Here is a 7903-nt window from a genome sequence, read left to right as displayed (position 1 = left end):
GGCTGCCCTTTCCGGGGCTCGCTCGATGCGACTGGCTCTCGAATCGCCGCTGTTTCCGTGCGGTCAGGAAGAGACGACCACGAAGAACGTCACCGCCACGCTTCGCGTCGAAGGTGAGCCCAACGGCGTCGCCGCTGGGCCGAAAGCGTTGTGGGTGGCGCTGAACGAGGGCGCGCCGGCCCTCAACGGTCGGCTCGACCGGATCAACCTTGCCACGGGGGCCGTCGAGAAGTCGATTCCGATGAGAGGCGTCCTCAGCGAAACTCGGCGTCTCGGGACGTCGGTGTGGACCGAGCGGCTTGGCGACTTCATGGACACGAAGCCCGGCGCGCTCCTCGCGCTCGACTGGAGAACCGGGAAGGTCCAGCGACGCATTTCCTTCGACGACACGCCGTTCGGGTACGACTTCGGCGCCGGCTCGCTCTGGGTCGTGGTCGGCCGCAACCCTGCGACACTCGTACGCCTCGATCCCACGACCGGCAAGCAGGTCGGCAGGAAGATCGTCCTCAGCACGCAGCGCGTCATCGGGCTCGCGTTCGGCGCCGGTGCCGTGTGGGCCGCCGCCGCCGAGGACGGCGAGCTGATCCGCGTCGACCCGACCACCGGTCGCGTCAACAAGGTGAAGGTCGGCGACTTCCCGGTCGGCATCACCGTCGCGAACGGCGATGTGTGGGTCGCGAATCGGGATGGGCGCAGCGTGAGCCGCGTCGACCCGGAGGAGATGGCGGTCGTCGACACGATCGACGCAGGGACGTATCCGACGTGGATGGCTGCCGCCGGAGGCTCAGTCTGGGTCGCGAATCAAGACGACGGGACGGTGACCCGTATCGACGCAGCAACCGGCCGGGTTGATGGGCCCCCGATCCGCATCGCTCCAGCCCACCCGGGCCACGCTTCCGCGCACATCGTCGCCGCACAGAAGGACTCGGTGTGGGTCTCGAGCATTACGCAGAAGACCGTGTCGCGCCTCGACGCCGCCCACTGACCGACGGCGGACCGCTCCGTCCTCACGCGGGATGCTCGTTTCCCCACGAGCACGAGGGGTAATGGATGCTCGTGGAGGCGCAGGAGTCATTTTGGGTCGCAACCTCGCTCTCGACGTCGTATCCGGCGCTAGACCGGGACCTGGAGGTCGACGTCGCCGTCGTGGGAGGCGGCATCGTCGGCATCACGACGGCACTTCTTCTCGCGCAGGACGGGCGGACGGTCGCGCTCGTCGAGGCCGACCGTGTCATCAACGGCGTGACCGGACACACGACTGCGAAGGTGACGTCGCTGCACACCCTGATCTACGCCGAGCTCGCCGAGCGGCTCGACCAGGACGCCGCACGGCTGTACGGCGAGGCCAACGAGGCTGGGCTGGACACGATCCGACGCCTCTGCCGCGAGCACGAGATCGAGTGCGAGCTCCGCGATACGTCCGCGTACACGTTCGCGACGAGCGACGACGACGTCGAGCGGCTCGAACGCGAGGTCGAGACCGCGGTGTCGGTCGGCCTCCCGGCGAGCTTCGTCGACGAGCCGCCCCTTCCGTTCCCGACGTCGGGTGCCGTCCGCTTCTCCGGGCAGGCGCAGCTCCACCCGCGCAAGTACCTCCTGCCGCTCGTCACGCAGCTCGAGTCGGCCGGCGGGCAGGTGTTCGAGCGCTCCCGCGTGGTCGACATCGAGCGCGGGACACCGTCCCGCGTCCGCACCGACGCCGGTCATGTCGTGACCGCCGAGAGCGTCGTGGTGGCGACGCACGCTCCCATCCTGGACGCCAAGCTGCTCGTCGCTCGCTCGCGCGCGTCGCGCGGCTATGCGCTCGCGTTGGAGGCGGGTGACGCCCTGCCCGACGGGATGTTCATCAGCGCCTCGACACCATCCCACTCCGTCCGAACGGCGACCTTCGAGGGACGCGCCGTGCTCGTCGTCTCGGGCGAGGGCCACTCGGTCGGAGAGCCCGGTGCCGGAGGCGCACGCACACACTCGGAACAGCTCGAGCGCTGGGCCCGAGACGCACTAGGAGCCGGTGACGTGCTCTTCCGCTGGTCGACGCAGGACCTCTACTCGCTCGATCGGCGACCGTTCATCGGCGCGATCGACAAGCGATCGCGCATCTTCACCGCGTCGGGCTTCGGCGGCTGGGGCATGACGACGGGCACGGCCGCCGGGATGCTCCTGCGGGATCTCGTCCTCGAACGCGAGAGCCCGTGGTCAGAGCTTTTCGACCCCGGCCGGCTCGAGCCGAAGGCCCTCCCGGCCCTGGTGTCGAAGGGCGCTCACGACGCGAAACGGTTGATCGGCGACCGCCTCGGCCGCGACGAGCCGCCCGAGGCCGCCGCCGAGCTCGAGCGCGGTGAGGGCGAAATTGTGCGGGTCGGCGGCGAGCGCCTCGCTGTCTCACGTGACGCAGCCGGGGCGCTCCACGCGGTCAGCGCGGTGTGCACCCACCTGGGCTGCATCGTGAGCTGGAACGACGCCGAGGAAAGCTGGGACTGCCCCTGTCACGGCTCGCGCTTCGCGGCGACCGGCGAGGTCCTGCACGGTCCGGCCACCACGGCGCTGGCCGACAAGTCGCAACTGCTAGCCGCCGTGCCGACGCCCAGCGCCTGACCGAGCACGCGACCGGCCGCGGGACTCGCTCTACGCTGCACCGCGTGCCGAACCTGAGCCGAGACGAGCTCGTCCGCGACGCCGACAGCGAGCCGCGCACGACGACGCTCGAGCTGTTCTACGACCTCGTCTTCGTCTTCGCGATCACGCAGATCTCGCATCTGTTGCTCGACAAGCTCACGTGGCAGGGCGCCGGTCAGGCGGCTCTCATCCTCCTTGTCGTCTGGTGGTCGTGGAACTACACGACGTGGGTGACCAACGAGCTGGACCCGGAATCGGTCCTCGTCCGGCTCCTCCTGATCGTGTTGATGCTCGCCAGCATGCTGATGGCGATCGCGATCCCCGACGCGTTCGGCGAACGGGCGCTGATGTTCGCCGGCTCGTACGTCGCGATTCAGGTCGGGCGCCATTTGTTCCTCACGTTCGTCGCCGCAGACCGCGGCACGATCGAGCGCGAGCGGGCGGCCGTGATCCTGACCTGGTTCGTCGCCGCGGGCTTTCTCTGGCTCGCGGGAGCACTCGTCGACGGGCCGGCGCGCGCGGCGCTATGGCTCGCCGCGCTCGCGCTCGACTACGGTGCACCGCTCGTGACCTACTGGGTGCCCTGGCGCCCGCGGATCGACCCAGAGGCATGGGACGTCGGCACGGAGCACTTCGCCGAGCGGTTCCAGCTGTTCATCATCATCGCGCTCGGCGAGTCGATCGTCGTCACCGGAGCGACGACCTCGCAGCTCGAGCTGACCCCCGCGCGGGTGATCGCGTTCGCAATCGCCTTCCTCGGCACCGCCGCCCTCTGGTGGCTCTATTTCGACTTCGTCGCGACCCTGGCAGAACGCGCGCTCGAGCGGGCGGAGCGCCGCACACTTCTGGCGCGCGACGCGTACACCTATCTCCACATCGCGATCATCGCCGGCATCCTTCTCAGCGCAGTCGGCGACGAGATCGTCATTGCCCACCCCACCGACGAGCTCTCCGCCGCGGAGCTCGCCGTGGTCGTCGGCGGCCCCGCGGTGTACCTGCTCGCGCAGGCGGCCGTCCGGCTGCGCGTCACGGGCAAGATCAGCTTGAGGCGTATCGGTGGGGCCCTAGCCTGCTTCCTGATCGCGCCGACCGGGGCCTTCGCTCCTGCACTTGTCGTCGCCGGGGCGCTGTTGGCCGTCCTGATCGGCGTGATCGTGGCCGACCAGGTCGTCGTCGCACGACGGACTGGCGGTCGCACGCGCGCACGCACCGCCTAGCGAGAACGCTGCGTGGGCGCGGGCGGGCTCCCGTGTGGCGTCGGTCGGCCCCGGAAGGTCGTGCATGCTTCCGGCCGTGCCGTCACTCGTCCTCGGCCCGCTGTTGCGCTACGTCGGCTCGACTACGGCCACGGTGTGGGTGGAGACAGACGGGCCCTACGAGGTCGACGTGCTGGGACATCGGGCGCGCACGTTCAGTGTCGACGGTCACCACTACGCGCTCGTCGTGGTCGACGGGCTCGAGCCGGGCTCGGTCGCGCCCTACGAAGTCCGCTTGGATGGCGACGTGGTCTGGCCGCCGGCAGACGGCAGACCGCCGTGCGCGATCCACACCCGTCGCGGCGAGCGCCAATCGCGGCTGATCTTCGGTTCCTGCCGGGTCGGCGCACCGCAGCGTGCGCCGTACACCTCGTCTCCTGCGGAGCATCCGCTCGGTCTCGGTGTCGACGCGCTCTGGGCCTACTCCCGTCAGCTCCAGGAGGCCGCAGCACCGTGGCCCGATGCGCTCGTCTTGCTCGGAGACCAGGTGTACGCGGACGAGGTGCCGCCGGAAACCGCCGCGTTCATCCGCACTCGCAGAGACATCACCCGGCCGCCTGGGCCTGAGGTTGCGGATTTCGAGGAGTACACCCGCCTGTACCGCGAGTCATGGTCGGACCCCGACATCCGCTGGCTCCTGTCGACAGTGCCCTCGGCAATGATCTTCGACGACCACGACGTCCACGACGACTGGAACATCTCCCAACGGTGGGTCGAGGAGATGCGCGCGCTCCCTTGGTGGGAGGCACGCATCACGGGGGCGTTCATGTCGTACTGGCTCTACCAACATCTTGGCAACCTGTCCCCACCCGAGCTCGCCGAGGAAGAGCTGTTTCGGCTCGTCCAAACGGACGGAGACGCCGGTGCGCGCCTGCGCGCGTTCGCCCTCCGCTGCGATCGAGAATCAGCGGCCAGCCGCTGGGCGTACTACCGTGACTTCGGTCGAGCGCGACTGCTCGTGATCGACTCGCGCGCGGCGCGGGTGCTCGACGACGAACGCCGCGACATGATCGACGACGAGGAATGGGACTGGATCGCCGAGCACAGCCGCGGATCGTTCGATCACCTGGTCGTCGCGAGCACTCTGCCTGTATTCATGTCGCACGGGATCCACCACCTCGAGGCCTGGAACGAAGCGGTCTGCGCGGGCGCCTGGGGAAGGCCGGCGGCCCGCCTCGGTGAGTGGGTCAGACGACGGTTCGACCTCGAGCACTGGCCTGCCTTTCACGACTCCTTCGAGCGGGTCGTGGAGCTCCTGCGATCCGTCAGCCGCGGCACATCGGGCGAGCCACCCGCAACGATCACCCTGCTCGGGGGCGACGTGCACACCGCCTATGTGGCCGAAATCTTGCTCGGCCAGGACGAGGGCTCGAGCCGCGTGTACCAGATCGTCTGCTCTCCCTTCCGCAATCCGCTGACGCCGCTTCAGCGGCGCGTCGTGCGGCTTACAGGCTCGCGGGCGGCCGCGGGCCTCTTCGCGCGACTCGCCCGAGCATCCGGAGTCGCTCCATCCACGCCCCGCTGGCGGTTCGTAAGGGGCCCGACCTTCGACAACTCCATCGGGGAGCTGGAGCTCGACGGGCGCGCCGCACGCGCGACGATCAGAAGAGCGGCCGCGACCCCTGGCGAGCCCGGTCCCTCGCTGGAAACGCTGCACCACTGCACCCTTTCGCAGGACGGAACCGGATAAGAGAGATTAAGGTCAACCCATCTCGAGTACGACCGGGACGCCCCTTCGGCCCATCGTGCGCAGGTGCCGGAAGTGCGATCGCAGCGCAGCGCGCAGCGAGCGTTGCGTCACGTAGCGCACACCGTGTCGCTCGGCGTTGCGCTGCACGATGGTGGCGATATGGGCGTAGTGCGTGTGCGGCACGCGTGGAAACAGATGGTGCTCGATCTGGTAGTTGAGCCCTCCGACCGCCCAGCTGAGGACAACGTTGCGCGGGCAAAAATCGACCGTCGTCTCGACCTCATGCACCGCCCAGAGTCGCCGGTCGGCGGCGAGCTCCTCCGCCGAGGCGAAGTCGGCCTCCTCGACGCAGTGCGCGAGCTGGAAGGTCACAGCCATGATCAGGCTCACGACCATCGAGTAGACGAGATACGCCAGCACGACGCCCCACCAGGGATAGACGAGCATCGGGGCGACGATCGCCCAACTGATGAAGATCACCTTCCCGCCGACGAGTCCGACGAGATCCCACCCCCGAGGCAGGCGCAGAGCGCTCGTCCCGATATTCCCCCGAACGAACGCGGCGGCATCGCCGACGGTCTGCCAGCGGAGCGCCATCACGCAGTAGAGCAACCAGATGTAGTAGTGCTGCAGCCGGTACCACGGCCGCGTTTCCTGAACGGGCGCCAGCCGAGCGAACGGCACCTGGGTGATGTCGGCGTCGTAGCCGTCGACGTTCGTGTAGGTGTGATGGGCAACGTTGTGCTTCACACGCCACGCATAGCTGGAGAGACCAAGCAGCGCATCGGCTGTCCAGCCCATCAGGTGGTTCAGGCGGCGTCTCCGAAAGTACGCACCGTGATTGGCGTCGTGCATCACGCAGAACGCCGTCAGCGACGTCCCGAAAATCAGCCCGCCGAAGCTCAGCAGACCGAGCCACACCCCGGGGTGGCCCAGCACGAGCGTCAGCCACGAGCCGAGGAGTACGACAAACGCGACGACCCCTTTGGCGTAGAGCTCGGCACGGCCGCGTGCGCGGATACGACGAGACGACAGGTACTCCTCGACCTCGCGCCGCGTCTGCCGGATGAACTCGCCGCCGTTGTCGAACGAGACCTTCGGCGAGGACGAGTTCGTCATTGCCGTGTCGCCGATGCGAGAGCTCCTTCAGTTCGACGCTGGACAAAGAGATCCGTGCTCCCATCGCACGGCGATATGACGCCGCGGGCGTTGCCGTCGCCGAACCGCTTCACTGTTCCGGTTGGCATCTCCGCCTTCCCTCGACTGCGTCGTGAACGTGCAGCGGAAGGCGTGCAAAGCCAGGACCGGTACTCGCTCCAACTCCTTCTCGACCCTCGTCAACATTACCACCCTGCTGGCGCTTCCCATTCGGCGGGAGGGCGTGATCAGCGACGGGTGGCGCTCGAGCACCGCAGCGGGCTCCCAAGGCACCGCGTCGGCAACGACGTCGAGTCGCACGACGTGAGGCGTCATGCCGAGCGTCGACCAGGGCTTCTCGTCACAACCAAGCAGCGCTCGCCCTCGGGCCTACCCCGGGTTCGCGCCGAGCCGATGGTGCGGCACTCGGGTTTCGCGCAAGGCGCCGAGTATCGACGAGCGAGAACGACGTCGACTCCCTCCGCTGCGCCGTGTCCCTTGGTGCCGCGAGCGCCACGGACGCTCCGGTCGCGCCGTCAGACGGCTACGACCGACCTCTCGCGCTGAGACGTGAGCGCAGCGGTGAAGAGGCGGTGCGTGAGGGCTGCTTCCTCGGGGGTCAGGCAGTGAAGGGCTGGCTCATCCCCTCGCGTCCGTGCGCGAGCTCGTCCTCCGCCTGCCCCGAGACCAACGCTCCCTCGATCGTGTCCGCCTGATGCGCGAAGTCGGCGCAGCGCAGCCGCCTGACGAGTTCGAGCGCGCAGTCGTCGGTGATGTTCAGCCCGGCGAGACGCATCATCGGTCAACGAAATCCAGAGAGATCGCCGTTGGCAACTCCGGGGCTCCGTGACCCCTCGCGCCCCCGATCAGACCTGGGCCGCCAGTCCCCTCGGTGTCCCCCGCCGTGCAAGCCGTCGTCGAAGCCCGGAGTTGCCGAGCGCGAGCGTTCCCCCAAGAGCAGCACGCCAAACGCGCAGACGACTGATCCGAGTTGTTGGGCAACACGAGCCCGTCGGGCACGCGGGCGACGTGCTCCGGTTTCGCTTAGGCGTTCGCGAGTACCTCTCGAACCTCAACGCGGATGCCGCGGCCGGAGGCACCCTCGACGACCCGGTCCTCGCCGACGTCGTCGTGCCCGGAAAGGCCGTGAAGCCGGCCGTGACCGAGTGGCTACCCCGAAAGTCCGTTGCAGCGGCGCCCGCGT

6 protein-coding genes are annotated in these 7903 nt (G+C 68.6%); 4 read left to right on the top strand and 2 right to left on the bottom strand.

Annotated features, from left to right (window positions below):
• The 4 genes from VNM44_RS09605 to VNM44_RS09590 all read left to right on the top strand — a co-directional run.
• Positions 1–985, top strand: a 985-nt coding sequence (locus VNM44_RS09605; RefSeq protein ID WP_325625603.1) for a DUF6923 family protein, incomplete at its 5' end; no start/stop codon positions are given.
• 65 nt (positions 986–1050) lie between these two features.
• Positions 1051–2595 carry an FAD-dependent oxidoreductase gene (locus VNM44_RS09600; RefSeq protein WP_325625600.1) on the top strand — a complete coding sequence of 515 codons (1545 nt, stop codon included), beginning with the start codon at positions 1051–1053 and terminating at the stop codon, positions 2593–2595.
• Positions 2596–2639: 44 nt separating this feature from the next.
• Positions 2640–3833, top strand: a complete 1194-nt coding sequence (locus VNM44_RS09595; protein ID WP_325625598.1) for a low temperature requirement protein A — start codon at positions 2640–2642, stop codon at positions 3831–3833.
• Positions 3834–3909: 76 nt separating this feature from the next.
• Positions 3910–5562, top strand: a complete 1653-nt coding sequence (locus VNM44_RS09590) for an alkaline phosphatase D family protein (RefSeq protein WP_325625595.1) — start codon at positions 3910–3912, stop codon at positions 5560–5562.
• Between the two features lie 12 nt (positions 5563–5574).
• On the opposite strand, the gene VNM44_RS09585 is transcribed toward VNM44_RS09590, so the two are convergent.
• Together VNM44_RS09585 and VNM44_RS09580 are read right to left on the bottom strand one after the other, a co-directional pair.
• Entirely contained in the window at positions 5575–6681 is a 1107-nt protein-coding gene (locus VNM44_RS09585) for an acyl-CoA desaturase (protein WP_325625591.1), read from the bottom strand.
• A 637-nt stretch (positions 6682–7318) separates the two neighbouring features.
• Positions 7319–7498, bottom strand: coding sequence for a hypothetical protein (locus VNM44_RS09580; protein WP_325625589.1), 180 nt, complete (start codon positions 7496–7498; stop codon positions 7319–7321).
• Positions 7499–7903 lie beyond the last annotated feature (405 nt).

Origin of the sequence: Gaiella sp. (assembly GCF_035558935.1) — a bacterium.
Classification (GTDB): Bacteria; Actinomycetota; Thermoleophilia; order Gaiellales; family Gaiellaceae; genus Gaiella.
Note: the sequence above shows the minus strand (reverse complement) of the source record. Positions and strands in the feature narration are given on the sequence as shown.